Annotated in this window: 23 protein-coding genes and 1 pseudogene; 13 read left to right on the plus strand and 11 right to left on the minus strand. The window is 69.7% G+C overall.

All coding sequences use genetic code 11. The features are described 5' to 3' along the window. Window positions 1–179: 179 nt before the first annotated feature. Genes ACYUED_RS10230 through ACYUED_RS10240 form a run of 3 tightly spaced genes read right to left on the minus strand, consistent with a single transcriptional unit; the run spans window position 180 to window position 2,674 of the window. Window positions 180–971: an amino acid ABC transporter ATP-binding protein gene (locus ACYUED_RS10230; protein WP_491291958.1), complete on the minus strand. Its 792-nt coding sequence runs from the start codon at window positions 969–971 to the stop codon at window positions 180–182. Continuing rightward, the gene (locus tag ACYUED_RS10235) at window positions 968–1,801 is read right to left on the minus strand and encodes an amino acid ABC transporter permease (RefSeq protein WP_491291959.1); all 834 of its coding nucleotides are present in this window, start codon (window positions 1,799–1,801) and stop codon (window positions 968–970) included. The genes ACYUED_RS10230 and ACYUED_RS10235 overlap by 4 nt, the downstream gene beginning before the upstream one ends. 3 nt (window positions 1,802–1,804) lie before the next feature. After that, window positions 1,805–2,674: a transporter substrate-binding domain-containing protein gene (locus ACYUED_RS10240; protein ID WP_491291960.1), complete on the minus strand. Its 870-nt coding sequence runs from the start codon at window positions 2,672–2,674 to the stop codon at window positions 1,805–1,807. A 167-nt stretch (window positions 2,675–2,841) separates the two neighbouring features. On the opposite strand from ACYUED_RS10240, the gene ACYUED_RS10245 reads away from it, so the two are divergent. From ACYUED_RS10245 to thpD, 5 genes are all read left to right on the plus strand, one after another. Then, a complete protein-coding gene (locus ACYUED_RS10245) occupies window positions 2,842–3,915 on the plus strand; it encodes a pyridoxal-phosphate-dependent aminotransferase family protein (RefSeq protein WP_491291961.1) in 1,074 nt (357 codons plus the stop codon). A 371-nt stretch (window positions 3,916–4,286) separates the two neighbouring features. After that, window positions 4,287–4,793, plus strand: a complete 507-nt coding sequence (gene ectA / locus ACYUED_RS10250) for a diaminobutyrate acetyltransferase (protein ID WP_266678732.1) — start codon at window positions 4,287–4,289, stop codon at window positions 4,791–4,793. Window positions 4,794–4,923: 130 nt separating this feature from the next. After that, complete coding sequence (gene ectB / locus ACYUED_RS10255) at window positions 4,924–6,195, plus strand: diaminobutyrate--2-oxoglutarate transaminase (protein WP_491291962.1); 1,272 nt, start codon at window positions 4,924–4,926, stop codon at window positions 6,193–6,195. A gap of 22 nt (window positions 6,196–6,217) precedes the next feature. Further along, a complete protein-coding gene (locus ACYUED_RS10260) occupies window positions 6,218–6,628 on the plus strand; it encodes an ectoine synthase (protein WP_266512001.1) in 411 nt (136 codons plus the stop codon). A 7-nt stretch (window positions 6,629–6,635) separates the two neighbouring features. After that, window positions 6,636–7,526, plus strand: coding sequence for an ectoine hydroxylase (thpD, locus tag ACYUED_RS10265; RefSeq protein WP_491291963.1), 891 nt, complete (start codon window positions 6,636–6,638; stop codon window positions 7,524–7,526). A 313-nt stretch (window positions 7,527–7,839) separates the two neighbouring features. Here thpD and ACYUED_RS10270 read toward each other — a convergent pair whose 3' ends face one another. From ACYUED_RS10270 to ACYUED_RS10285, 4 genes are all read right to left on the minus strand, one after another. Next, window positions 7,840–8,928 (minus strand): aminotransferase class V-fold PLP-dependent enzyme, encoded by a 1,089-nt coding sequence (locus ACYUED_RS10270; protein ID WP_491291964.1) that lies wholly within the window; start codon window positions 8,926–8,928, stop codon window positions 7,840–7,842. A gap of 60 nt (window positions 8,929–8,988) precedes the next feature. Beyond that, window positions 8,989–9,714, minus strand: a complete 726-nt coding sequence (locus ACYUED_RS10275) for a DsbA family oxidoreductase (RefSeq protein ID WP_491291965.1) — start codon at window positions 9,712–9,714, stop codon at window positions 8,989–8,991. Window positions 9,715–9,782: 68 nt separating this feature from the next. Beyond that, window positions 9,783–10,289 (minus strand): GNAT family N-acetyltransferase, encoded by a 507-nt coding sequence (locus ACYUED_RS10280; RefSeq protein ID WP_491291966.1) that lies wholly within the window; start codon window positions 10,287–10,289, stop codon window positions 9,783–9,785. Then, window positions 10,286–11,281: a GlxA family transcriptional regulator gene (locus ACYUED_RS10285; protein ID WP_491291967.1), complete on the minus strand. Its 996-nt coding sequence runs from the start codon at window positions 11,279–11,281 to the stop codon at window positions 10,286–10,288. The genes ACYUED_RS10280 and ACYUED_RS10285 overlap by 4 nt, the downstream gene beginning before the upstream one ends. Before the next feature lie 70 nt (window positions 11,282–11,351). Here ACYUED_RS10285 and ACYUED_RS10290 point away from each other — a divergent pair, with 70 nt between their 5' ends. Beyond that, window positions 11,352–12,719, plus strand: a complete 1,368-nt coding sequence (locus tag ACYUED_RS10290) for an MFS transporter (RefSeq protein ID WP_491291968.1) — start codon at window positions 11,352–11,354, stop codon at window positions 12,717–12,719. Window positions 12,720–12,865: 146 nt separating this feature from the next. Here ACYUED_RS10290 and ACYUED_RS10295 read toward each other — a convergent pair whose 3' ends face one another. Beyond that, the gene (locus ACYUED_RS10295) at window positions 12,866–13,474 is read right to left on the minus strand and encodes a DUF1349 domain-containing protein (RefSeq protein ID WP_491291969.1); all 609 of its coding nucleotides are present in this window, start codon (window positions 13,472–13,474) and stop codon (window positions 12,866–12,868) included. 68 nt (window positions 13,475–13,542) lie between these two features. Continuing rightward, window positions 13,543–15,072 (minus strand): aldehyde dehydrogenase (NADP(+)), encoded by a 1,530-nt coding sequence (locus tag ACYUED_RS10300; protein WP_491291970.1) that lies wholly within the window; start codon window positions 15,070–15,072, stop codon window positions 13,543–13,545. 121 nt (window positions 15,073–15,193) lie between these two features. On the opposite strand from ACYUED_RS10300, the gene ACYUED_RS10305 reads away from it, so the two are divergent. From ACYUED_RS10305 to ACYUED_RS10320, 4 genes and pseudogenes are all read left to right on the plus strand, one after another. Continuing rightward, window positions 15,194–15,967, plus strand: coding sequence for an IclR family transcriptional regulator (locus ACYUED_RS10305; protein ID WP_266512039.1), 774 nt, complete (start codon window positions 15,194–15,196; stop codon window positions 15,965–15,967). Window positions 15,968–15,999: 32 nt separating this feature from the next. Further along, on the plus strand, window positions 16,000–16,470 hold the full coding sequence (locus ACYUED_RS10310; RefSeq protein ID WP_491291971.1) for a GNAT family N-acetyltransferase: 471 nt from the start codon (window positions 16,000–16,002) through the stop codon (window positions 16,468–16,470). Between the two features lie 44 nt (window positions 16,471–16,514). Next, window positions 16,515–16,892, plus strand: a pseudogene (locus tag ACYUED_RS10315) (response regulator transcription factor); the annotation flags it as partial. Window positions 16,893–16,947: 55 nt separating this feature from the next. Next, a complete protein-coding gene (locus ACYUED_RS10320; RefSeq protein WP_491291972.1) occupies window positions 16,948–18,399 on the plus strand; it encodes a peptidoglycan D,D-transpeptidase FtsI family protein in 1,452 nt (483 codons plus the stop codon). A gap of 10 nt (window positions 18,400–18,409) precedes the next feature. Here the strand turns inward: ACYUED_RS10320 and ACYUED_RS10325 are convergent, their stop codons facing one another. Next, a complete protein-coding gene (locus tag ACYUED_RS10325) occupies window positions 18,410–19,861 on the minus strand; it encodes an NCS2 family permease (protein ID WP_491291973.1) in 1,452 nt (483 codons plus the stop codon). A gap of 233 nt (window positions 19,862–20,094) precedes the next feature. Between ACYUED_RS10325 and ACYUED_RS10330 the strand changes: the two genes are divergently transcribed. The 3 genes from ACYUED_RS10330 to ACYUED_RS10340 all read left to right on the plus strand — a co-directional run bounded on the left by ACYUED_RS10330 (window position 20,095) and on the right by ACYUED_RS10340 (window position 24,186). Further along, window positions 20,095–20,661, plus strand: a complete 567-nt coding sequence (locus ACYUED_RS10330) for a SigE family RNA polymerase sigma factor (protein ID WP_491291974.1) — start codon at window positions 20,095–20,097, stop codon at window positions 20,659–20,661. After that, window positions 20,658–21,509: a hypothetical protein gene (locus ACYUED_RS10335; RefSeq protein WP_491291975.1), complete on the plus strand. Its 852-nt coding sequence runs from the start codon at window positions 20,658–20,660 to the stop codon at window positions 21,507–21,509. The genes ACYUED_RS10330 and ACYUED_RS10335 overlap by 4 nt, the downstream gene beginning before the upstream one ends. A gap of 502 nt (window positions 21,510–22,011) precedes the next feature. Then, window positions 22,012–24,186: a glycoside hydrolase family 43 protein gene (locus ACYUED_RS10340; RefSeq protein WP_491291976.1), complete on the plus strand. Its 2,175-nt coding sequence runs from the start codon at window positions 22,012–22,014 to the stop codon at window positions 24,184–24,186. Here the strand turns inward: ACYUED_RS10340 and ACYUED_RS10345 are convergent. After that, window positions 24,179–24,976 (minus strand): HAD family acid phosphatase, encoded by a 798-nt coding sequence (locus tag ACYUED_RS10345; RefSeq protein ID WP_491291977.1) that lies wholly within the window; start codon window positions 24,974–24,976, stop codon window positions 24,179–24,181. The genes ACYUED_RS10340 and ACYUED_RS10345 overlap by 8 nt on opposite strands. Between the last annotated feature and the right edge of the window lie 59 nt (window positions 24,977–25,035).

Genomic DNA, 25,035 nt, shown 5'->3' on the forward strand with positions numbered 1-25,035 from the left:
ACTGCACCCTAACCAGCGGGCCCGGGCGTCACTGTTCCCAGGGCGGGGGCCCTTCGAAGCCCAGCATGAACACGGCGTGGAGGACCGCGGCCTCGACGCCGAGCGCGGCTGCGCCCGGGTGGGCCGCCCAGGTCAGGAACGGCGGGGTTCGAGGCCTACGCCCCGAGCCCCTTGGCGTTTCAGTCGTCCCCGCCCGCCTGCTCGGACGTCTCCTCCTCCACCTCGGCCATCGCCGGGTCGAGGAGCCGGGACAGGAAGTGGCGGGTGCGGCCGTGGGCCGGGTTCGTGATGACCCGGTCGGGACTTCCGTCCTCGACGATCACCCCGCCGTCCATGAAGACCACCCGGTCGGCGACTTCGCGGGCGAAGGTCATCTCGTGGGTGACGACCATCATGGTCATGCCCTCCCTGGCCAGTCTTCGCATGACCGCGAGGACGTCCCCGACCAGTTCCGGGTCGAGGGCCGAGGTCGGCTCGTCGAAGAGCATCACCTCGGGTCCCATCGACAGCGAGCGGGCGATCGCCACGCGCTGCTGCTGGCCGCCGGAGAGGGCGGCGGGGTAGGCGTCCGCCTTCTCCGACAGGCCCACCCGCTCCAGGTTCTCGGCGGCCACCCGTGCCGCCTTCGCCTTGTCCCGCCTGAGCACCCGGCGCTGCGGCAGCGTGAGGTTCTCGGTGACGGTGAGGTGCGGGAAGAGGTTGAACTGCTGGAAGACCATGCCGATACGGCGGCGTACGGCGTCGATGTCGACGTCGGGATCGGTGAGTTCGGTGCCGCCCACGAACACCTGACCCTTGGTGGGCTCCTCCAGGAGGTTCACGCACCGCAGCAGCGTGGACTTGCCCGAGCCGGACGGGCCGATGACGCACACGACCTCGCCCTGGCCGATCTCCAGGTCGATGCCGCGCAGCACCTCGTTGTCGCCGAAGGACTTGTGCAGGCCCTTGACCCGGATCTCCGGTCGGCTCATCTCACGGCCTCCTGGGCCTTCTTCTCCATGCGGCGCACGACGAAGCCGAGCGGGACGGTCACCAGCAGGTAGCACAGTCCGGCGACCAGGATCGGCGTGGAGTTGGCGGTCGTACTGGCCAGGTCGCGGCCGTACTTGGACAGTTCGCGCTCCTCCAGGGTGACGCCGAGGAGCAGGACCAGGGAGGAGTCCTTGAAGAGGATCACGAACTCGTTGGTCAGGGGCGGCAGGATGATGCGGAACGCCTGCGGGATGATGATCGAGACCATGGTCCGGGCGGGCGAGAAGCCGAGCGAACGCGCCGCCTCCGTCTGCCCCTTGGGAACCGCCTGGATGCCGGCGCGGAACGTCTCCGCCAGATAGGCGGCGCCGACGAGGCCGAGCGCGATGGCGGCCTTGCCGTAGGTGCCGCCGACGATCTCCGTGCCCGGGAAGGCCAGCGGGATCGCGACGCCGATGAAGATGAAGATCAGCAGGGCGGGCAGACCGCGGAAGATCTCGATGTAGACGCCGGCGACCCAGCGGTACGGGGCGACGGACGACAGCCGCATCAGCGCCACCACGAGGCCGAGCACCAGGGCGAAGACGAACCCGGACACGGTGTACAGCACGGTGTTCTTCAGCGCCAGGGTGATGACGTCCGGGAACATCTGCCGGGCGATGTCCCATTGGGCGAACTGGTTCTTCAGCCGGCCCCAGTCGGCGCCGACCGCGAAGGCGATCACGGCGGCGACGAAGACGGCGTACTGGGCGGCGCGTGACAGGCTTCGCTTCTGACGCCGGGTCAGGCCTTTTTTCTTCGGCTGGAGTGGTACGTCCGTATCGGCCATGGGTCAGGACGCGGAGGTGGACGGGGAGGCGGCGGAGGCGGTGTAGGGGCCGATCCACTTCTCGTACAGCTTCTTGTAGGTGCCGTCGGCCTTGGCGTCCTTGATCGCCTTGTTGATGGCGTCGCGGAGCTTGGTGTTGCCCTTCTTCACCGTGAAGCCGTACTGCTCACCGGTGTTGATGTTGCCGGCCAGCCTGAAGGCATCCGAATTGGCCTTGTTCTTCAGCCAGCCCTGGACGACCGGGTAGTCGATGATGACGGCCTTGACCTGGCCGGTGCGCAGGCCGTTGAGGACCGCGTCCGAGGTCTCGAAGGAGACCGGGTCGAAGCCCTGCTTCTTCGCGTAGTCCTCGCCGGTCGTCTGCGCCTGTGCGCCGAGCTTGGCCTTCTTGGCCTTCGCGTCGGCGAGCGAGGTGATGCCGCTGTTCTTGGCGACCAGGAGGGCCTGGGTGGCGTCGAAGTACGGGTCGGAGAAGTCGACGTTCTTCTTGCGCTCGGCGGTGATGGTCATGCCGGCCGCGGCCAGGTCGCACTCGCCGGAGTTGAGGAACGCGCCGGTCTTGAAGTTCTCGAAGGGCGTGTCGAGGATCTGCTGCTTCACGCCGAGGTTCTTCGCGACGAGGTCGATCAGCGAGACGTCGAAGCCCTGCACCTTGCCGTCGATCTCCGACTGGAAGGGCGGGTACGGCAGGTGTGTGCAGGTGGTGAGCTGTCCGGCCTTGACGAGCTCGACCCCGCCGGCGGCCGTCCTGCTCCCGCTGCCGCCGTTGCCGCTGGAGGTGCAGCCGGAGGCGGTGGCAGCCACGAGCACCAGCCCGGCCGTCGCGGTGGTGGCGGCCAGAATTCGGGTCCGGCGCCCGGAGAACTTCTTCACGGGTGGGCCTCCTGTGTGGGAACTGATGGGTTCCGATTATAAGGAGAAGTTTGGGTCTCTCAAATCAAACCGATGGCTACGAGGCTGTCCGGCCTAAGAAGTCGCAAGTGAAGGCATGTGAAGGGAGGGTCACGAGTGGCGGATACCCTCAACCGAGTCGACCACTCATGAGCGAAGAGAGCACCGCCGTGACCCACCCCTTCCTCGATCTGCCCCCGCTGAGCGCCGCGCACTTCGCCGCGATCGAGGACCGCGTGGCGCGGTTGCTCGGCACCGAGCAGGACGTCGTGATCATGCAGGGCGAGGCGCTGCTGCCGCTGGAGGGCGCGATCCGGGGGACGGCCGGTCCCGGGACGACGGCGCTGAACATCATCACCGGGCCGTACGGGCAGACCTTCGGGAACTGGCTGCGGGACTGCGGGGCGACGGTGATCGACCTCGCGGTGCCCTTCCACACGGCGGTGAGCGCCGGGCAGATCCGGGAGGCCTTCGCCGAGCACCCGGAGATCGACTTCGTCTCCCTGGTGCACGCGGAGGCGGCGACCGGAAACACCAACCCCGTCGCGGAGATCGGGGAGGCCGTACGGGAGCAGGGGGCGCTGTTCTATCTGGACGCCGTGGCCTCCATCGGGGCGGAGCCGGTGCTGCCGGACGCGTGGGGCGTCGACCTGTGCGTCATCGGGGCGCAGAAGGCGATGGGCGGGCCGGCCGGGGTCTCCGCGGTGTCGGTGAGCGAGCGGGCGTGGGCACGGATGGAGGCGAACCCCGCGGCGCCGCGACGGTCGTACCTCTCGCTGCTGGACTGGAAGGAGCGGTGGATCGACGGCGGACGGAAGGCGCTGCCGCACGCGCCTGCCCAGCTGGAGATGCTGGCACTTCAGGCGTGTCTGGAGCGGATCGAGACGGCGGGGCCGGAGACGGTCATGGCACGGCACGCGTCTGCCGCGGCCGCGGCCCGGACCGGCGCGGTGGCTCTGGGCGCCGGCCTGGAGCCGTATGTGCACGAGGCCCGGGAGGCGGCGCCCGTCGCCACGACGCTGAGGACGCCTTCGGGGGTCGTCGCGTCGGAGCTGGTGGCGCGGGCCCTTGAGTCGGATCCCACTCTGCCGCTGGCGGCGGGCGGGGGCGCGCCGGCCAAGGAGATGATCCGGGTCAACCACTACGGGGCCGACGCGACGGTCGGGGTGGTGCAGGCGTGCCTGGCAGCGCTGGGCGCCGCACTGGAGGACACCAGGCGGTAGTCACCGGTTCTCCTCCACGGGGCAACCGGCACCCCATGCTCATTCCGAGGCCAACTCCGGCATAATTCCGGGCATAATTCTGGAATTCAATTCAGCATAGCTTCCCGTATTCTTCTGCCCGCTTCTCCTCGACCTAAACGCAAAGATTCTGCGAACGTCAATCGGGGGAATTCGGGCAGATCTCGTGGGGGTTACCTGCTTGTGACGCGTTACACATGCCGGTCGATTTGCCCCCTATTTTCTGGACAGATTCCCCCATTTCAACCCTGTCTTGTGCGGCCGCCCGCGCCCGCGTGATAACACAGGGACCAGCCGTTCGTAACCCGCACCGGCGATGCAATTTTAAATTTCCCTCGGTAAATTCAATTCGCATGACTGCCGCGCAAGCAGATCTCCACATCGACCGTCCGCAGGTCGCGGACGGAGCCGCGTTGTGGCGGATTGCCAAGGACTCCAAGGCCCTCGACCTGAACTCGTCGTACAGCTATCTGCTGTGGTGTCGCGACTTCGCCGCCACCTCGGCCGTGGCCCGTGACGACAACGGCCGGCCGGTCGGCTTCGTCACCGGGTACGTACGGCCGGACCGTCCGCGCACCCTGCTGGTGTGGCAGGTGGCGGTGGACGAGGCGTACCGCGGGCGCGGGCTGGCCGGCACGTTGCTCGACGGGCTGGTCGCCCGGGCCGGTGCCGCACACCGGATCACCGCCGTCGAGACCACCATCACGCCGGGCAACACCGGCTCCGAGCGCCTGTTCACCTCGTTCGCCGAGCGGCACGGTGCTCTCGTGGAGCGCGAGGTGTTGTTCGACGAGGGCCTGTTCCCCGACGGGCCGCACGACCCCGAGGTCCTGTACCGCATCGGCCCCCTCTCCCTGTGAGGCCCTTGCCCTCCGCCGAACCCCCGACTTCCGGCGAGCCCCCACCGCCGCCCGTCGGTTTCCACCGACCTCCCCCGAGTCCCCCTGACGACCCCCACGCACTCCCCCACGCAACGAGGAGCGATTCGTCGTGACCATCACCCAGCCCGACCTCAGCGTCTTCGAGACCCTCGAGTCCGAGGTACGCAGCTACTGCCGCGGCTGGCCCACCGTCTTCGACCGCGCGCAGGGCAGCCGGATGTACGACGAGGACGGCCACGAGTACCTGGACTTCTTCGCCGGGGCCGGTTCGCTGAACTACGGCCACAACAACCCCGTCCTGAAACGGGCGTTGATCGACTACCTGGAGCGGGACGGCGTCACGCACGGGCTCGACATGTCGACCACCGCCAAGCGGTCCTTCCTGCAGACCTTCCAGGACCTGGTGCTGCGGCCGCGCGACCTGCCGTACAAGGTCATGTTCCCGGGCCCGACGGGGACCAACGCCGTGGAGTCGGCTCTCAAGCTCGCCCGTAAGGTGAAGGGGCGCGAGTCCATCGTGTCGTTCACCAACGCCTTCCACGGCATGTCGCTCGGCTCGCTCGCCGTGACCGGCAACGCCTTCAAGCGGGCCGGCGCCGGGATTCCGCTGGTGCACGGCACGCCCATGCCGTTCGACAACTACTTCGACGGCACGGTCGAGGACTTCCTGTGGTTCGAGCGGCTGCTGGAGGACCAGGGCTCCGGGCTCAACAAGCCCGCCGCCGTGATCGTCGAGACCGTGCAGGGCGAGGGCGGCATCAACGTCGCACGCCGGGAGTGGCTGCAGGCGCTCGCCGCGCTGTGCGAGCGCCAGGACATGCTGCTCATCGTCGACGACATCCAGATGGGATGCGGTCGTACCGGTGCCTTCTTCTCCTTCGAGGAGGCGGGCATCACGCCGGACATCGTCACCGTGTCCAAGTCGATCAGCGGCTACGGACTGCCCATGTCGCTGTGCCTGTTCAAGCCCGAGCTGGACATCTGGGAGCCGGGCGAGCACAACGGCACCTTCCGCGGCAACAACCCCGCCTTCGTCACGGCCACCGCCACCCTGGAGGCGTACTGGGCGGACGGGTCCGCGATGGAGAAGCAGACCCGGGCGCGCGGTGAGCAGGTCGAGCAGGCCTTCATCGCGATCACCGAGGAGAACCTCGCCGACGTCAGGGAGTACCGCGGCCGCGGACTCGTGTGGGGCCTGGAGTTCCACGACAAGGAGCGCGCGGGGCGGGTCGCCAAGCGCGCCTTCGAACTCGGGCTGCTCATCGAGACCTCGGGCCCGGAGAGCGAGGTCGTCAAGCTGCTCCCGGCACTCACCATCACCGCCGAGGAGCTGGACGAGGGTCTGAGCATCCTCGCCCGCGCCGTACGCGAAACCGTCTAGCAAAAAGGAGTAGTGCAGCACCGTGATCGTCCGTTCGTTCAAGGACATCGAAGGCACCGACCGCCATGTGAAGGCCGCGTCCGGCACCTGGGAGAGCAAACGCATCGTCCTCGCCAAGGAGAGGGTCGGCTTCTCCGTGCACGAGACGATCCTGTACGCGGGTACGGAGACGTCGATGTGGTACGCGAACCACATCGAGGCCGTCGTGTGCGTCGAGGGCGAGGCCGAGCTCACCGACGACGAGACCGGGCAGAAGTACACCATCACGCCCGGCACCATGTACCTCCTCGACGGGCACGAGCGGCACACGATGCGGATCAAGGAGGACTTCCGCTGCATCTGTGTCTTCAACCCGCCCGTGACCGGCCGGGAGGACCACGACGAGAACGGGATCTACCCGCTGCTCACCGAACCCGAGCCCGAGGAGGTGTGACATCACCGTGACCACCACCGTCACCGATCTCTACCCCAGCCGCGGCACCACCGAGGTGTCCGTTCCGCGCCAGGACCCCGTCGTCTGGGGCGCCCCGGGCGACCCCGGCCCGATCCCGGCCACCGGCCTCCAGTCGTTCGAGCGTGACGGCTTCCTCGCCATCGAGGAGCTCATCACGGACGACGAAGTCGCCGTCTACCACCAGGAGTTGGAGCGGCTCATCGCCGACCCGGCGATCCGGGCGGACGAGCGGTCGATCATCGAGCCGAAGTCCAAGGAGATCCGCTCGGTCTTCGAGGTGCACAGGATCAGCGAGGTGTTCGCCAGGCTCGTGCGCGACGAGCGGGTCGTCGGCCGGGCCCGGCAGATCCTCGGCTCGGACGTGTACGTCCACCAGTCGCGGATCAACGTCAAGCCGGGCTTCGGGGCCAGCGGCTTCTACTGGCACTCGGACTTCGAGACCTGGCACGCCGAGGACGGCCTGCCCAACATGCGCACGGTCTCCGTCTCGATCGCGCTGACCGAGAACCACGACACCAACGGCGGCCTCATGATCATGCCGGGGTCGCACCGCACGTTCCTCGGCTGCGCCGGCTCCACGCCGAAGGACAACTACAAGCAGTCGCTGCAGATGCAGGACGCGGGCACGCCGTCGGACGAGGCGCTGACCAAGATGGCCGGCGAGTACGGCATCAAGCTCTTCACGGGCAAGGCCGGTTCGGCGACGTGGTTCGACTGCAACTGCATGCACGGCTCCGGCGACAACATCACCCCGTTCCCGCGCAGCAACGTGTTCATCGTGTTCAACAGCGTGGAGAACGAGGCCGTGGAGCCGTTCGCGGCACCCATCCGTCGGCCGGAGTTCATCGGGGCGAGGGACTTCACGCCCGTCCGGTGACCTTCTGCGCTGCGGGCGGCGTCACTGGCTTCACACCATGCCAGTGACGCCGCCCGCTCCAGTACGTTGCGGACGGCGCCCTCGTCCCCCCGTGGCGCGGCGCGGCACCTCCCCGGGGGCGTGGCGGCCGCCGGCCAGGAAGCAGAAGTCGACCGGATCCAGGGCGGGTTCGGCCCGCACCGGCCCGTCCGCCGAGCCCGGCACCCATAGCCCGCCGCCGTCGACGGTGAACAGCACCGGCGGCTGCACGGGGCCACTGCCCGTGGACTCCACGTGACCTTCCTGGCGTCCCGGCCGGGACCGCGCCAGTGGTTCAGGGCGACAGGACGTCCAGCAGGCGGTCGACATCGGCGGGTGTGTTGTACAGATGGAAGGCCGCGCGCAGGTTGCCCGCGCGGTCGGAGACCTCCACCCCGGCGCCGCTCAACTCGCCCTGGCGGTAGCCGAGTCCGGGTACCGCGACGATCGGCGAGCCGGGGGACGGGACGCTCTGGTGGCCGAGGGAGGCCAGGCCCGCGCGGAAGCGGTCGGCGAGGGCGAGGTCGTGGGCGCGTACGGCGTCCGTGCCGAGTTCCTCCAGCAGTTCGAGGGAGTGGCGGGCGCCCGCGTAGGAGAAGAGGGCGGGGCTCTCGTCGAACCGCCGGGCGGAGTCGGCGAGTTCGTCGATGGGGCCGTAGCACGCGTCCCAGGGGTGCTCGCCCGCCACCCAGCCGGCGAACAGCGGGGTGAGGCCCCCGAGGTCCTCCGGGACGACCAGGAAGGCCACGCCCCGCGGGCAGACGAGCCACTTGAAGCCGACGCAGGCGGAGTAGTCGTAGGCGTCCGCGTCGAAGTCGAGCCAGCCGGTGGCCTGGGACGCGTCCACGTACGTACGCGCCCCGTGCTCGCGCGCCGCCTCCCGGATCGCGGACAGGTCGGCCACCCGCCCGTCGGCGGACTGCGCGGCGCTGACCGCGACCAGGGCGGTGCCGGGCCGCACCGACTCGGCGATCCGCTCCAGCGGCACGATCCGCACCTTGAGATCGGACCGGACGTGGAAGGGGTTCACCACGGAGCTGAAGTCGCCCTCGGCGGTGAGGACTTCGGCCCCCTCCGGGAGGGAGGCGGCGATCAGTCCGCTGTAGACGGCGACGGAGGCGCCGGCCGCCACCCGGCTCTCGGACACGCCGACGAGCCGGGCGTAGGAGGCGCGGCTCGCCTCGACGTCCGCGAACATGTCGGTCGGGTCGCCGACCGCGGCCGCCGCCACGGCGGTGCGCATGGCGGCCACGGTGCGCGCCGGTACCAGCCCGGTGCTCGCGGTGTTCAGATAGGTCTTCTTCGGGGCGAACTCGGCACGGACGCGGCTCTCGAAGGTCGTCTCCATGGCTCCACTGTGAGCCCAGGAGAAGTCATAGTCCATTGCCGATTTATGCGTGGTACCGCTAAGCGGTGCTTATGGATCCGCCCCCACCTGCACGTATCAGTGCTGCGGCACCGCGCACCCGTCCGGGCCGCATGCCTGCGCGCCGCCCGCCGCGCCGTCGTCGAGCAGCTTCAGCGGCGAGCGCTCGCCCCACGCCTGGGCCAGGGCCTGGGTGAAGACCTCTGCGGGCTGGGCGCCGGAGACGCCGAACTTGCGGTCGAGGACGAAGAAGGGCACACCGTTCGCACCGAGCTCGGCGGCCTCGCGCTCGTCGGCGCGGACCTCGTCGGCGTACGCGGCCGGGTCGGCGAGCACCTTGCGGGCATCCTCGGCCGCGAGGCCGGCGGACACGGCCAGTTCCACCAGCCGCTCGTCGCCCTCGGTGAACAGCGACCGCTCCTCGGCGAAGTTCGCCTTGTACAGAGCCTGGATGAGTTCGTCCTGCCGGCCCCGGTCCTTGGCGAGGTGCAGCAGGCGGTGCATGTCGAAGGTGTTGCCGTGGTCGCGGTCCCGGGTGCGGTACTCCAGGCCCTCGGCGGCGGCCTGCGTGCCCAGGTTCTCCTCGCCCGCCTGCGCCTGCGCCGCGCTCATGCCGTACTTCTTGGTGAGCATGGTGATCACCGGCTGGACGTCGCCCTTGGCGCGGCCCGGGTCCAGCTCGAAGGAGCGGTGCACCACCTCGACCTGGTCGCGGTGCGGGAAGGCGTCGAGTGCCTTCTCGAAGCGGGCCTTGCCCACGTAGCACCAGGGACAGGCGATGTCCGACCAGATCTCGACCTTCATGTTCTCTCCAGCTCGTACGGGTACGGAGGTTCCCTCCGCCGAGTGGATGAACGTTCAAGCAGCGAGGATCATTCCCCGGGCACCGCATACCGAAGATACCGGTGATGGTCCCCGGGCATCGGCGGGTTCTCCGGGTCCGGGGTCCAGCCCTGGCGGGCGTAGAAGGCCTGGGCGCGCTCGTTGTCCGCGTGGACGTCGAGGACGGCCGTGCGTCTGCCGTCGGCCTGCCACTGCTCGACGCAGGCGGCGTGCAGGGCCGTGCCGACGCCGGAGCGCCACTGGTCGGGGTCGACGTGGAACTGGAACAGCTTGACCGTTTCCGCGGGGGCGCCCTCCGCGGTGCGGAAGGAGGCGAGGCCGACCAGGCGGGCGTCGCGCACCGCGCACAGCACCTGGCCGTCGGGCCGCTCGATGGCCCGGCTCCAGGCGGCCGGCCAGTCGTGGCCGTCGTCCGGGGGGCCGTCCGGGTAGTAGGTGGAGCGGGCGCGCAGGTGCAGCGCGGCGACGGCCGCGGATTCCGCCGCCAGGGCGGTTCTGATCATCAGGGAGTCGACGGTCCGGTTCGCTCTGATCATGCAGCGGAGGACGTGCCCTCGGCGGTCGCGGTTCCCAGCCGGGTGAACTGCACCCGGTACGCGCTCGGCGTCAGACCCGTCCGGCGGACCACGTGGGCACGCAGCGAGTCGGCCGTGCCCAGACCGCAGGCCCGCGCCACCTGGTCCATGGGCAGGGTGGTGCTCTCCAGGAGTTCCCTGGCGCGCTCGATGCGCTGGTGCAGCAGCCACTGCAGGGGGCTGACACCGCTCTCGGCGTGGAAGCGGCGGGTGAGGGTGCGCACCGAGACTCCCGCGTGGCGGGCCAGGTCGGTCAGGGTGAGGGGCTTGTCGAGGTTGCGCATGGCCCAGCCGCGGGTGTCGGCGCAGGCATGGCCGCGCTCGGGCGGCAGGGGGGTGTGGGCGAACTGGGTCTGGCCGCCGGGCCGTACGGGGGCCACCAGGGTGAGCCGGGCGACCTCGTTGGCGACGGCGGCGCCGTAGTCGGTGCGGATGACGTGCAGGCAGAGGTCGATGCCGGCGGCGTAGCCGGACGCCGTGACGTACGGGCCGTCCTGGACGTACAGCACGTCGCCCTGGAGGTCGACCTGCGGGTACCGCCTGCGCAGCTCCTCGGCGTGCGCCCAGTACGTCGTGGCCCTGCGGCCCTGGAGCAGGCCGGCCTCGGCCAGCTGGAAGGCGCCGGTGCACAGGGACGCGATCCGCTTTCCCGCGTGGTCCGCCTCGCTCACGGCGGCCACGATCCGCGGGTCCGGCTCGTAGGGCGCACCGGTGCCCGCGACGACCACCGTGTCCGCCTCCAGCACGGCCCCGAGGCCGTGGCGCACGTACAGGTCGAGCCCTCCGCTGGTGGGAACCGGCCCCGGCTCGGCGGCGCAGATGACCACCTCGTAGCCCGGCCGCCCCTCCACCCGGACCTTGCCGAACAGCAGCTCGGGGATGGCCAGGTTGAACATCGAGACGGGCGACGGCGCGATCACGGCGATGCGGTGCGCGACAAGCTCCTCGGACATGGCCAGAACCTCCGGGTGCATGGCATTCGGGCCACTACTGTACGACGGCGGGGATCCGCAGCATGGACGCATGACGACGAACCAGATCCAGAGGGGTGATGAACTCGCCTCCTCCGCGCGCGAGTTGGAGCCCAAGCGGCCCTCTCCCGCGCTCACCCTCACCGCCGCCCTCCTCGGCTTCGCGCTGATCTGCCTCGACGCGTCCGTGGTGAACGTGGCCCTGCCCGCGATCGGTTCCTCCCTCGGCGGCGGAATGGGCGGCCTGCAGTGGGTGGTGGATGCCTACACCCTGCCGTTCGCCGCGCTGATGCTGTCCACCGGCGCCTTCTCGGACCGGGCGGGGGCGAGCCGTGCGTTCGCGCTCGGCACCACGGTCTTCACGCTCGCCTCGGCGGCCTGCGGACTGACGCCGAACATGCCGGCCCTCATCGGCGCGCGGATGGTGCAGGGCATGGCGGCGGCCGTGGTGCTCCCGGCCTCGCTGGCGCTGGTGCGGCAGGCGTTTCCTGAACCGGCGCGGCGGGCGCGGGCGGTGGCCACGTGGGCGGCGGGCGGTTCGACGGCGGTGGCGTTGGGCCCGGTGGCGGGCGGTCTGCTGACCACGGCCTGGGACTGGCGCGGGATCTTCTTCGTCAATCTGCCGCTGGGGGCGCTGATTCTGGCCCTGCTGGTACGGGCCCCGCGCTCGGAGCGCCGGTCGGCACCGCTGGACCTGCCGGGGCAGGTGACGGCGGTCGTGGCGCTGACGGCCCTCACGTTCGCGGTGATCGAGGGTGGCGCGGCCGGGCGGGCGGCGCTTGCCGTGGCCGTCGTGGCGGCCGTCGTGTTCTGGCGGGTCGAGGCCCGCAGCCCTCATCCGGTCGTGCCGCTCGGCCTGTTCCGCAATCGGAGGGTGGCCGTGGCGGTCGCCGCGGGAGCGGCGGTCAGCGTGGCCTTCTACAGCGTGGTGTTCGTCTTCTCGCTCTTCTTCCAGCAGGTCCAGGGCTTGTCCGCGCTCCGCGCCGGGCTGGCGTTCCTGCCCATGACGGGCCTGATCGCGGTGACGAACCTGGTGGCGGGCAAGCTGGCGGGACGCTACGGCGCGCGGCTGCCGATGCTGGTGGGGCAGGCGCTGGCGGTCGTAGGACTGCTCGTCCTGCTGTACGTCGATGCCGGCACGTCTTCCGTGCTGGTGGCCGTGCTGCTCGTGCCGCTGGCGCTGGGGTGCGCGCTGGCGGTGCCGCCGCTGACCGCCGTGATGCTGGACGCGGTGCCGGTGGAGCGGGCGGGACTGGCGGCCGGTGTGCTCAACGCCGCGCGGCAGGTGGCGGGGGGCCTTGGGATTGCCGTCTTCGGGACGCTGGTGTCCGGGGGGTTCGCCGAGGGGATGCGGCTGGCGTTGGTGATCAGTGCGGCGGCGCTCGTGCTGACGGGTGCGGCTACGTCCCGGTTGCGGTAGTGCTGGGGGCTGCCGCCCCCAGACCCCCGCTTCGGCCCTGAAGGGCCTCGTCCTCAAACGCCGGACGGGCTGAGTTGCAGGGACCGGCGTGTCCGAAGAACCGACGGGTTGAGTTGCAGTGGCCTACAGGCCACGTTGCAGTGGTCTCAGCTGCCGTCTCTCAAGTCTGCCGGCCAGTTGTCCCTGAACTCGATGTGGTCGTACGTCACCACGCACCCCTCCCCCATCGGCGACTGCGTCATGAAGCCGACCAGGGCGGCGCCCGACTCCTTCTCCGGGCCCAGGGTGAAGAGCCGGACGAAGGTCCAGTGCTTGCCGTCGCGGGAGGCGTGGAAGGCGAAGGCACGTCCGGTGCGGCTCACTCGGAGCCACACCGAACTGCCGTCCACGCTGAAGGAGTTGGCGTCGTCGGAGTGCCCCCGGGTGACCACCGTGCAGACGGTGGGGACGTCCGGGGAGTACTCCAGGCAGAGCTTGGCCCAGGCCCGCTCGCCGACGTGGACGTACAACACCCCGGCGTCGAAGGCCTTGGCGAACCCGACCGTGACGCGGGCGATCAACTGGAAGTCGCCTTCGGGCGCCCCGAGCAGGCGAGGCGCGTCGGAGGCGGGCTCCAGGGCCTCGTCGGTGGGCGGAACGAAGCGGTCCTGCCGGGACCCTGCCCATCCGCTGAGGATCCCGTCCTCATAGGACCAGTGCCCGTCGGGGCCGTAGGTGCGCAGGGAGAAGGGCAGTTCGGGAAGTTCGACGTCCATCCACCGATTCTCTCAGTCGAGTGTGCCCGCCAGGGGGCGCGGGGCTGCGTCCACCGCGCCCCCGCCCGTCAGCGTTCCAGACGCCCGTTGAAGCGGCGGGGCAGCCCCAGCGGGTTGTCGTCCCGCAGCTCGGGCGGCAGGATCGCCTCGGGCGCCGTCTGGTACGTCACCGGCCGCATCCAGCGCTCGATCGCCGTACCGCCGACGGACGTCGACGTGGAGGTGGTCGCCGGGTACGGACCGCCGTGGTGCTGGGCGGCCGCGACCGCGACACCCGTCGGCCAGCCGTTCACCAGGACACGGCCCGCGAGCGGGGTCAGCTCGGCCAGGAGCTCCGCGCCGCGGCCCTCGCCGGCCGCCTCCTCCGAAGACAGGTGAACCGTCGCCGTGAGGTTGCCGGGCAGACGCGACAGCACTCCCTGGACCTCGGCCTCGTCCTCGTAGCGGGCCACGACCGTCACCGGCCCGAAGCACTCCTCGAGGAGCAGGTCGTACTGGCCTTCCTGCGCCAGCTTGTCCGCCGACACCGTGAGGAAGCCCGCGCTCACCGTGTGCTCGCCGCCCGCGCCCGGCGTCACCGGGGAGTCCACGTCGGGGAGTTCGGTGCGCTCGGCGACTCCGGCGATGAAGTTGTCGCGCATGCGGTGGTCCAGCAGGACCCCCGCCTCGGTGTCACTCACCGCGTCCGTCAGGGACTTCACCAGGCGGTCGCCCGCCGCACCGGACGGAGCGAGCACCAGGCCGGGCTTCACGCAGAACTGCCCGACGCCCAGGGTCATCGACCCGGCGAGCCCCGTGCCGATCTCCTCCGCACGCTCCGCCGCAGCGGCCTCGGTGACGACCACGGGGTTCAGGGAACCCAGCTCGCCATGGAAGGGGATCGGCACCGGCCGCGCGGCGGCCGCGTCGAAGAGGGCACGGCCACCCCGTACGGAACCGGTGAAGCCGGCCGCCGAGACCAGCGGGTGCTTGACCAGCTCGACGCCCGCCTCGAAGCCGTGGACCAGGCCGATGACGCCCTCGGGAATGCCGTGCGCGGCGGCGGCCCGGCGCAGCACCTTGGCGACCAGCTCGGACAGGGCCGGGTGGTCGGGGTGGGCCTTGACGACGACCGGGCAGCCCGCGCCGAGCGCGCTCGCGGTGTCGCCGCCGGCGACCGAGAACGCGAAGGGGAAGTTGGATGCCGAGTAGACGGCGACGACGCCCAGCGGCACCTTGTAGCGGCGCAGGTCCGGGATCGGCGGGGTCGCCGTGCCGTCCGGGTGGTTGATGATCACGTCGAGGAAGGCGCCCTCGTCGACGATGTCCGCGAAGGCCCGCAGCTGGTAGCAGGTGCGGGCGAGTTCGCCGGTGAGGCGGACCGGGCCGAGCGCGGTCTCCGCGTCGGCAGTCTCGACCAGCCACTCCTTCGCGGCTTCGAGCTGCTCGGCGGCAGTGCGCAGGAAGGCCGAGCGAACCGCACGGTCCGCGAGCGCGCCGCGCGCCGCGAGCGCGGCCCGGACGGCGGCGTCCACCTCCTGCGCTGTGGCCTCCACCGCAACCTGTTCACGCTGCTTCCCGGTACGGGGGTCGACACTCCAGACTGGTGCTGCTGCCACCGCGGGTCCCTCCAGGTATATCTGGGTCATTCACCAGGCCCGTTCGATATACTGAACGCTGTCTCTGATGATGAATATGCTGTTGGAGACTATTTCCCGTCCAACGAAGGGGTCAAGGGCGATGTCGGTAGCCGAGACAGGCGGCGGGGCGCAGGTCAAGTCCGCGGTACGGACCGTTGAACTGCTCGAGTACTTCGCCGGTCGCCCCGGTATGCACTCCCTGGCGTCGGTCCAGGAGGCCGTCGGATATCCCAAATCCAGCCTGTACATGCTACTGCGCACCCTGGTGGAGCTGGGCTGGGTGGAGACGGACGCGACGGGCACGCGGTACGGCATCGGGGTGCGGGCGCTGCTGGTCGGCACCTCGTACATCGACGGCGACGAGGTGGTGGCGGCTGCGCGGCCCACGCTCGACCGGCTGTCGGACGACACCACGGAGACGATCCACCTGGCCCGCCTGGACGGCACGAACGTCGTGTACCTGGCCACCCGCCAGTCGCAGCACTATCTGCGCCCGTTCACGCGGGTGGGCCGCCGCCTGCCCGCGCACTCCACCTCGCTCGGCAAGGCGCTGCTGAGCACGTACACGGACGAGCAGGTCCGCAAGCTGCTCCCGGAGACGCTCCCGGCGCTCACCGAGAACACCGTCACGGACCGGGAGAAGCTCATCGAGGAGCTGCGCCAGATCCGGGACCAGGGCTTCGCCGTGGACCGCGAGGAGAACACGCTGGGCCTGCGCTGCTTCGGGGTCGCCATCCCCTACCGCACTCCGGCGCGTGACGCGATCAGCTGCTCGGTTCCGGTGGCGCGGCTGACTCCCGCGCACGAGCAGTTGGTGAAGGACGCGCTGTTCGACGCGCGGGACCGGCTGACCCTGGCGACCCGCAGGCTCTGAGGGCCGGTGCCCCGGCAGTAGGCTCTGGCTCCATGGACGTCGTTCTCCGCGAGACCCATGACAGCGATCTGCCGGTCTTCTACCGGCAGATGAACGATCCGGAGGCCCAGCGCATGGCCGCCTTCACCCCGAAGGATCCGGCCGACTGGGACGCCTTCACGTCCCTCTGGAAACGGATCCGGGCGTCGGACGCCACCGCGCGGACGATCCTGGCCGACGGTGACGTGGTCGGCAGCACGGCGGTGTACGGACATCCGGGCGAGCGCGAGGTCACGTACTGGGTGGATCGCGCGTACTGGGGGCGGGGCGTGGCCACGGCCGCGCTGCGGGAGCTGCTGGACGAGGTGCGCGAGCGCCCGCTGTACGCGCGCGCCGCGGCGGACAACGCCGGTTCGCGGCGGGTCCTGGAGAAGTGCGGTTTCCGGCTCACCGCCCGGGCGTCGGGGTTCGCGAACGCACGAGGCGAGGAGATCGACGAGGTCGTGCTGACGCTGGAGGGGTGAGGCCCGGACGAGCGCCTCTCCCCCGTCCGGCGGAGACGGGTCGTCTGTACGCCGCGCTGTGCGCCGGAGCCGCCGGGTCCCTGCTCAAGCGGGCCGAGGCCGAGGCGCTCGTCCAGGCCGTACGGCTCGTCGTGCGCAGCGATAGCCTGCAGTTGCCGTCGGCGGTGCGGACGCCGGCCGCCGAGCACGCGCGTGTGTACGCCACGCCCCCGGCCCGGGTGGCGAGGCTCATCGGCCGGGAGAGCGAGGTGCTGCGCCACATGGCGGCCGGGCTGACGAACGCGGAGATCGCGCGCCGGATGGAGGTCGGTCCCGCCACCGTGACGTCGCATGTGGCGGCGGTGCCGGCGAAGACCGGCACCCGGGACCGTACCCAGGCGGTGATCGCGGCCTACGAGGCCGGCTTCATGAACACCCGATGAGAAATCGGGGCGGACGGGAACGGTTCGCGCCCTTCCGCTCGTCTTTCCGAGCGGGATGAACAAGACGATCAGGCGGGCCTCCGTCTTCACACTGCTGCTCGTGTTCGCTCTTCTGTTCAGGGCGACATGGGTGCAGTTCTACGACGGCAAGGCCCTCGCGGACGACACCGACAACCGGCGCAACGCGATGAAGACGTACGCGGAGCCGCTCGGGAACATCATCGTGGCCGGAGACTCGATCACCGGTTCCGCGGCGACGAAGGACAGCGACCTCAAGTACAAGCGCACGTACAAGGACGGCAAGCTGTATGCGGCGGTGACGGGCTACGCCTCGCAGGCCTACGCGCCGACCCAGCTGGAGGGCATCTACCAGGACCTCCTCGACGGCACGGACAGTCGCCTCAACACCGTGATGGACACGGTCACCGGCAAGCGCGCCGATCCGGGCAACGTGGTCACGACGATCGACCCGGACGTGCAGAAGGCGGCGTACGACGCGCTCGGCGACAAGAAGGGCGCGGCCGTCGCGATCGACCCGAGGACCGGCAGGATTCTCGGCGTCGTGTCGACGCCCTCGTACGACCCGTCGTCGCTGACCGACGCCAACACGGCGGGCAAGGCCTGGAAGCAGCTGAACGCCGACGCGGACAAGCCGCTCACCAACCGCGCGCTGCGCCAGCCGCTGCCGCCGGGCTCGACGTTCAAACTGGTCGTCGCGGCGGCGGCGTTGGAGGACGGGCTGTACTCGTCGGTGGACGAGAACACGAAGAGCCCCGACCCGTACACCCTGCCGGGCACCACCAGGGAGCTGTCGAACGAGAACCCGAGCGCGCCCTGCGAGAACGCCTCGATCCGCACCGCGCTGGAGTACTCCTGCAACAACGTCTTCGCCAGGATGGCCGTCGGCCTGGGCCAGGACAAGGTGAGGGCGATGGCCGAGAAGTTCGGCTTCAACGACACGAAGCAGGATGTGCCGGTGCGGGCCTACACCAGCGTCTACCCCTCCGGCATGGACAGGTCCTCCACCGCCCTGACGGGCATCGGCCAGTACAGCGTCACCGCGACCCCGCTCCAAATGGCCATGGTCTCCGCCGCCCTAGCGAACGGCGGCAAGCTGGTCTCGCCGCACATGGTCTCGCAGATCACCGACAGCGGCGGTGACGTGCTGAAGAACTACGACGACGACGCGAGCACGAAGGAGATCGTCAGCTCGGGGACGGCCCGGCAACTGCAGTCGGCGATGCAGACGGTCGTGGAGAAGGGCACCGGTACGAACGCGCAGATCCCGGGCGTGACCGTGGGCGGCAAGACGGGCACGGCGCAGCACGGCGAGAACAACAGCCAGACCCCGTACGCCTGGTTCACGTCCTACGGCAAGGCCGGCGGCAAGGAGGTCGCCGTGGCGGTCCTCGTCGAGCAGTCGAACGCGGCCCGCTCGGAGGTCAGCGGGAACGGCCTGGCCGCCCCCGTGGCCAGGGCCATGATGGAGGCGGCCCTCAAGAACTGAGCGCGGTCGGCTACTTCACGCCCAGGATCTGCTCCACCGGATCGATCGCGAAGTACACCAGGAACAGTGCCGACACCGCCCACAGCAGCCAGTGCACCTCCTTGGCCTTTCCGAGCACCGCCTTGATGAGGACGTAGGCCAGGAAGCCCGCCCCGATGCCGTCCGTTATCGAGTACGTGAACGGCATCGTGGCGATCGTCAGGAACGCCGGGATGGCGATCTCGTACCGGTCCCAGTCGATGTGCTTGACGTGGGTCATCATCAGGAAGCCAACGGCGATCAGGGCGGGCGCGGCGGCCTGCAGCGGCACGATCGTCAGCAGCGGGGTGAGGAACAGCGCGAGGCCGAACATCCCGCCCGTGATCAGGTTCGCGAATCCGGTCCGCGCGCCCTCGCCGACGCCCGCCGCCGACTCGATGTAGGCGGTGTTGGACGAGGCCGACCCGAGGCCACCCGCCACGGCCGCGGCGCCGTCGATGAACAGCACCCGGCCGATGCCCGGCACCTGCCCGTCCTCGTCGAGCAGCCCGGCCTCGGCGCTGATGCCGACGATCGTGCCCATGGCGTCGAAGAAGTCCGACAGGATCAGCGTGAACACCAGCAGGACCGCGGTGAGGATGCCGGCCTTCGCGAAGCCGCCGAACAGGCTGAAGTGACCGACGAGTCCGAAGTCCGGGGTGGAGACGATCTTGTCGGGCACGTGCGGGGTGGTCAGGCCCCAGCTCTTGATGTCCGCCACCGCGTCGATGATGATCGCGACGATCGTCATGGTCACGATGCTGATCAGGATGGCGCCCTTCACCTTGCGCGCGAGCAGCGCGATGGTGAGCAGCACACCGAGACAGAACACCAGAACGGGCCAGCCGGTCAGCCGGCCGACCGCGCCCAGCTGGACCGGCACGGTGGTATGGGCCACGTCCGGGATCCGGCTGACGAACCCGGCGTCCACGAAGCCGATGAACGCGATGAACAGGCCGATGCCGACACCGATGGCCTGCTTGAGCTGCTGCGGAATGGCGTTCATGATCGCCTCGCGCAGCCCGGTGAGCACCAGGACGCAGATCAGGATGCCTTCGAGGACGACCAGGCCCATCGCGTCCGGCCAGCTCATCAGCGGGGCGAGCTGGAAGGCGACCACGGCGTTGAGGCCGAGGCCCGCCGCGATGGCGAGCGGGAGGTTGCCGCCGACACCCATGATGATCGTCATCACACAGGCCACCAGGGCGGTGGCGGTGACGAGCTGGCCGGTGTCGAGGGTGTGGCCGAACTTGTCCTTCGCGCTGCCGAGGATGATGGGATTCAGGACAAGGATGTAGGCCATCGTGAAGAACGTGGCGAAGCCGCCGCGTATCTCCCGGCCGAAGGTGGACCCCCGCGCGGAGATCCTGAAGAACCGGTCGACGCCGTTCGCCGCTGGTGGCGCGGCACTTGGCCGGTCGGCCGTCTTCTGGGTGTCGGACATGGCGGGTACTCCTCGTTGCCTGATTGATCAGTGTGCGGATGCTGGCTGGATTGTTCCCGTCTTGAACGGGTTTCAGGTTTTCTCCGTGTTACGGAATCGGAGTCGACCCGTCAGACTGCGTTCGAAGTCCTGTACGAAGCAAGGGGTTGATCACTGCTACGCTTCCGGATCCTGACCGGGCCACACCGGACGATCACATGTCATTCGCATGACACGCACAGGGAGGTTCGCCCGTGGGCACTGTCGTCGACGACGCAGCCTCCGTGGAGTTCCATGCCTTCTTCGAGCGGCACTACGCCGAACTCTCCCGGCTCGCCCACCTCTTGACCGGCGAGGCGGACGCCGCCGACGACCTCGCGGCCGACGCGCTGCTCGCCCTGTGGCACCGCTGGGACCGGGTACGCGCGGCGGACCACCCGGTCGCCTACGCCCGCGGAGTCGTCGCCAACCTGGCCCGCACCCGGATCCGCAGCGCGGTGCGCGAGCGCCGGCGGATCTCGCTGTTCTGGTCGCAGCGCGAGGAGAAAACCGAGAATCCCGACATAGCGGGCACCGTCGACGTTCAGGAGGCCTTGCATAGACTGCCGTTCCGGAAGCGGGCGTGTGTGGTGCTGCGGCACGCGTTCGATCTGTCGGAGAAGGACACCGCTCTCGCCCTGGGTGTTTCCGTGGGTACGGTTAAGTCCCAGACGTCCAAGGGGATGGCCGAGCTGCGCAGTCTGCTGGGCTCCCAGGGCGCGCCGCAAAGGGTGCACGCGGCGATGGCGCGTGGCGGCAAGAGCGAAGGAACGGACCGATGAAGCAGCAGGACGTGCACGACGAGCTGCGCGCCCGGCTGCACGAGGCGGCGGAGACGTACGAGCCCAACCGGGCCAAGATCCTGGCGCGTGTCGAGCGGGGCATGAGCGAGCGGGGCATGAGCGACCGCGCCGGCCACCGGGCGACCCGTCCGCCGGTGTGGGGCTGGGCGCGCGTGGTCGGTGCGACGGCCGCGGTCGCGGGCATGCTCGCGGTCGGCGGTTACGCGGTGGCGTCCGCGGTGAAGGACGACACTCACCCTCAGCAGCAGACGGTCACGGTCTCCCCGACGCCCACGCCGTCGCCGGACGCGACGTTGAGCCGCGCGCCCGTCCCGCCGGTGGAACCGGCGCCGAGCAGATCGTCCGGGTCCTCCGGGGCGGGCAACACTCCCTCCACGAAGCCCTCTTCCTCCATGCTGCCGCCCGCGGCCGGCGAGCAGGACGGTCCGCTGGGGTCGGAGGGCTCGGTGGACCCGCACAGCAACGAATTCTGGGCGCAGAGCGATCTCATCCTGAAGAACGCCGAGCAACTCTCGTCCCTCACCGTGCAGGTGAAGGTGGCACAATCCGGCGGGGTCAGCTCGACCGGTGCCTGGCGCGCGCTGCCGGAGCGGGACTTCGACCTCACGGTCGGCGAGCAGGACGGCTTCCTGGTCTACACATGGGTGCTCAAGGAGGGCCGTACGGTCCCCAAGGGCGAGTGGGAGTTCGCCGGGCAGTACAACCACGCGGGCGGCGCCCGCAACGCCAAGGACGACAGCTACACGGTCAAGGCCACGGCGGACGGAAAGCAGTACGCGGTGAGCGGCGGCTTCGCGGCTCACGCGGACGCCGAGGGTCACTCGTAAGAAAGTTCCGCCGCCGCGGCAACCCTTTCCTCGCCGGTGGCGACCAGAAAGCGCGAGGTTTCAGGACCGTGATCCTGACCGTGATCTTCGAGACGGTAATCGCCGTCAGCGGCCAACCGGACGTCCGCATTCGACGTCCCTACCAGTGCGGGGCACACGAACACCACCTGTACCTGCCGGCCTGAGCCCCCCTCGGCCGGCAGCCGCCGACTGAGCCCCCCTCGTCGGCGACAGAGCGCCCCCGCCGGCGACGGCCGGCGGGGGCGCTTCGGCTTCCGTGGTCGTTGACGACGTGCGCGACCGCGACGCCCCCGCCGCCGGGTTTGAAGCCGTTGCCGTTGAGACAGGGACGAAACGGGCCGGAGGGGGGCCGCCCGGCCCGTTTCTGCTCCCCAGTCGCCGCCATGGCCACAAGAGGTTGCCGCTGCCGCCCTCGAAAGCAAGCGAAACTTTCGGCGGCTCTCCCTCCGCGTTCACCGGTTGACGTGCTGTTTCCCCGCTGGTGACACTCCGATGGCGCCGCAGTCCGTTCACCGCCCCGCCCAGCACCGCGCATCCAGGAGCCCCACCCGTGAACCACCCCGATTACGCCGGCTATCTCTTCGCCTACTTCACCGGCGAGGGCACCGCGGACGGCGAGCAGATCCGTTACGCCCTCAGCCGCGGCAACGACCCCCTGCACTGGCGCGAGCTCAACCAGGGCAAGCCGGTCCTGACATCGACGACCGGCGAGAGGGGGCTGCGCGATCCGTTCGTGATCCGCTCCCCGAAGGGCGACACGTTCCATCTGATCGCCACCGACCTCAGGATGTACGACAACAGCAGCGGCAGCTGGGACGACGTGCAGCGCCACGGCAGCAAGTCGATCATGATCTGGGAGTCCACCGACCTCGTCCACTGGGCCGAGGGGCGTCTGGTGAAGGTGGCTCCGGACCGTGCGGGCAACGCCTGGGCGCCGGAGGCCTGTTGGGACGACAGCCTCGGTGAGTACGTCGTCTTCTGGGCGTCGAAGCTGTACGCCGACGACGACCCCGGCCACACCGGATCGACGTACAACAGGATGCTGTACGCGACGACGAAGGACTTCCGCACGTTCAGCGAGCCGAAGGTCTGGAACGACCCCGGCCACTCGGTGATCGACTCGACTGTCGTGAAGTACGAGGACACCTACTACCGCTACACCAAGGACGAGCGCGACCCGTCCTCCGGCTCGCCGTGCTCGCAGTTCATCACGGGCGAGAAGTCGACGAGCCTGACGTCGACCACGTACGGCCTCGTCTCCGACTGCGTCGGCAGGGGCTCGATCGACCGCGGCGAGGGGCCCACGGTCTTCAGGTCCAACACCGAGCAGAAGTGGTACCTGTTCATCGACGAGTTCGGCGAGCGCGGCTATGTCCCCTTCGAGACCACCGACCTCGACTCGGGCAGGTGGACGCTGTCCAGGAACCACCAGCTGCCGGCAAGTCCGCGACACGGCACGGTGATGCCGGTGACCCAGGCCGAGTACGACCGGCTGCTGGCCGCGTATCCCGCCGCGTCCACCTCGGTCGTGGACGCGACGGCCGAGGACCAGAGGGGGTACGCCGTCGTCACGGAGGCCTCCTCGAAGGTCGTGCTGCCGATGCGGCCGGACGCCGATCTCTCCCGCCTCGCCCCGCGGATCGACGTGGCTGCCGGCGCGACCGTGAGCCCCGGGTCCGGTACGCGGCGCGACTTCCGCACGCCGCAGACGTACACGGTGACGGCGGCCGACGGCACGAGCCGCGCCTGGACCGTCGAGGCGGTGCCCACGCGCAGTCCGGTCCTGCCCGGCCTGAACGCCGACCCGGACGTGCACCATCTGGACGGCCAGTACTGGATCTACCCGACGACGGACGGCTTCCCGGGCTGGAGCGGGACACGGTTCACGGCGTACTCGTCGAGGGACCTGGTCCACTGGAAGGACCACGGGGTCGTCCTGGACCTGGCCCGGGACGTGTCCTGGGCGGACACGTACGCGTGGGCCCCGGCGGTCGCCGAGCGCGACGGCAGGTACTACTTCTACTTCTGCGCCGAGCAGCAGACCGGGGTCGCGGTCGCCGACTCGCCGGCCGGTCCGTTCAAGGACGCGCTGGGCGGACCCCTTGTGGCCAAGGGGAAGTTGAGCGGCCAGATGATCGACCCGGCCGTCTTCACGGACGACGACGGGACGTCGTATCTCTACTGGGGCAACGGTCACGGGTACGTCGTGCCGCTGAACGACGACATGGTGTCGTACGACGCGACGAAGGTGAAGGACATCACCCCGCACAACTTCCGCGAGGGATCCTTCGTGATCAAGCGCAGGGGCACGTACTACTTCATGTGGTCCGAGGACGACACCCGCAGCGAGAACTACCACGTCGCCTACGCGACGGGACCGTCCCCGCTCGGCCCGTGGACCGAGCGGGGAACGATCCTCTCGAAGCGGCCCGAGTACGGGATCCTCGGGACCGGCCACCACTCCGTGGTGAACACCCCCGGCACCGACGACTGGTACATCGCCTATCACCGGTTCGCCCTGAACGGCCCCGGGAAGCCCGGCGGTGACGGCATGCACCGCGAGACGACCGTCGACCGCCTGACGTTCGCGGCGGACGGCACCATCGAGCCGGTGCTGCCGACCCTCGAATCGGTGGGGCCGGTGCGTTCTAGCTGACGAAGTACGTCGGGTTCGGGATCTTGTACGTCCGGTCGGCGTACCCGCCGTCCAGGTCCGAGTACTGGTCCCCGAAGTTGGCGACGATCTCGTACCCGAGGTCCTTCTCGATGTGCTTGCGCGTACCGGACTTGTACTGCACGGTCGTGCAGGTCCAGGTGCCCGGGGTGGCGCAGGAGCTCAGGTAGGCCGGGGGGTTCGCCTTGTCCTTGAGGAACATGTGGTCGGCGTCGAGGTTCACATCGGCGCCGATCTTCTTCAGGTTCTCGACGGCGGCGGTGCGCTGCGCCTCGCTCAGACCCGAGTTGTAGAAGACCTCGACGCCCTTGGATTCGGCGTACCGGACCAGCTCGGCGCTGCCGAAGACGCCCGGGCGGTCGGCCTTGTTGACGTAGTCGGCCCAGGTGGTCGGGTTGAACGTGTAGTTGTAGCGCTTCTCGTAGTCGAGGCTGAGCAGCAGGGTGTCGTCGATGTCGAAGACGACCGCGGGCTTGTCACCCCGGTGGTGGGCCTTGCGGGCCGCCTGGTCGATGTTCTTGCGGGCGGCGGAGTCGATACGCGCCAGATCCTTGGCGTACGGGCTGTACGCGGACGCCTGGTACACGCCGTCCGCGTCCGCCGTGGTGCCGTAGTAGGTGTCGATGTCCTTCACCAGAAGCCCGATGTTGTAGGGCTCGTGGGTGGAGTTGGCCGTGGACTGTCCGGCCGTGGCCGCACCGGCCCCGTAGAGAGCGGCGCCGGTGAGGGCACACGCCGCGGTGATTGCCGCGATACGCAGTGGCTTATGCATGACAGGTTTCTACGCGCGTCACCCCCGTGGGCGCGAGACTCGTTGCCCGATCGATATCT

The sequence above is a fragment of the Streptomyces sp. DF42 genome (genome assembly GCF_058267695.1).